Below are 1,560 nucleotides of genomic sequence, written 5' to 3' on the forward strand. Positions count from 1 at the left end.
GCACGCCAAAGCAGGTGCGGTCCTCGATCGAGTCGACGAGCGCGAGGAACACCTCCGCGCGCTGCGCGAACTCCGGGTACTGCCAGGTGCTCGCCTTGTAATGGTTCTCGATGGCGACGGTGATGCCGAGGTCACGGGCCACCGGCAGGAGCGACTCGATCGCGGTGCGCGCCCATTCGAGCCCCTGCTCGACCGAGACACCCGGATGGGCCTGGCCGCTGAGGACCCGGCAAAGCGATCCGGGCCCGCCGAGTCGGCGGGTGATGGCCATGAACCGGGCCTGCTGGTCAAGCTCCTGGGCCCGGACCGCCGGGTCCGGGTGCGTGAAGTCGGGAGACGCGCACATCATCGGCATCTCGAATCCGGCCGTCGTGAGGGCCTCGCCGACGCGCTCGACGAAATCGTCGGCCGTGGACCAGAAGAACCCGGTATGCAGTTCGAGGCCGTCAACGGGAAGCGCCTGCTTGGCCTCGCTGATCCACTCGAAGACGGTCTTGGTTCGTTTTGCCACCATCGCGTCGAGTTCCCCCTTGGGGAAGGCCGCGATCCTCACGGGGCCACCGCGTTGTCACCGCACATGTTGCTAGATTATCATCAAATATTGAGTGAATCCGAACATTTTTTAGGCGAGCTGGCCCGCGGCCGGGCTCGCCGTCGTTCTGCCCGCGGGCGACTGCCCGGCGGGTAACACGGTCACGAAGGGCGCCAATGAGAGCAGTCGTCAAGTACGCCAACCACAGCGAGGCCGTGGAGGTCCGCGACACGCCGGTGCCCGACGTCACGCCGGGCACCGTGCTCGTCAAGGTCGCGGCGGTCGGGGTGTGCGGCTCGGACATTCACATGTGGCACAACACCCAGAGCGCGAGCTCGAAAGGCGTGCTGCCGGTCACACTTGGGCACGAGTCGGCCGGGACCATCGAGGCGGTCGGTGAAGGCGTCACCGGGTGGTCGCAGGGCGACCGCGTCGTGTGCGAGACGGCCGCTTCGGTCTGCGGCGTCTGCGCCCTGTGCCGTTCCGGCCGTTACAACCTGTGCCCGCACCGGCAGGGCTACGGACTGCGCCGTGACGGGGGGATGGCTGAGTACTTCCTGGCCGAGCCGCGGGTGCTGCACCGGATTCCCGAGGGCGTCGGGTTCGAGCACGCGGCCCTGACCGAGCCCTTCTGCGTGGCTTACAACGCGCTCGTCGAGCGGGCAAGGATCCGTCCTGGCGACCTCGTGGTGATCCAGGGCGCCGGGACCATCGGCCAGCTCTCGGCGCAAGTCGCCCTGGCCCAGGGCGCCGCCACCGTCGTCATGCTCGGCACTGGTGTCGACCGCGTGCGGTTCGACAAGGCACGCCTCATGGGCGTGCACCGGACCGTGGACGTGACCGCCGGGGACCCGGTCGCGGTCGTGGCGGGCCTGCACGACGGCCTGGGCGCCGACCTCGTGGTGGACGCCACGGGCGTGAGCGCGGCGCTGCGGCAGGGCCTCGAGCTTGTCCGCCCGGCCGGGGCGATCGCGAAGGTCGGCTGGGGCCCGCAGCCGCTCGACTTCACCCTCGATCCCCTGGTCAAG

General features: G+C 69.4%; 2 protein-coding genes. One reads left to right on the plus strand and one right to left on the minus strand.

The features are described from left to right. Positions 1 to 553, minus strand: a 553-nt coding sequence (locus VHU88_09250) for a TIM barrel protein (protein ID HEX3611857.1), incomplete at its 3' end; no start/stop codon positions are given. A gap of 155 nt (positions 554 to 708) precedes the next feature. Between VHU88_09250 and VHU88_09255 the strand changes: the two genes are divergently transcribed. Beyond that, positions 709 to 1,560 (plus strand): zinc-binding dehydrogenase (locus tag VHU88_09255; GenBank protein ID HEX3611858.1); only part of this gene is annotated, 852 nt, incomplete at its 3' end.

The organism is Sporichthyaceae bacterium (assembly GCA_036269075.1).
Taxonomy (GTDB): Bacteria; Actinomycetota; Actinomycetes; order Sporichthyales; family Sporichthyaceae; genus DASQPJ01.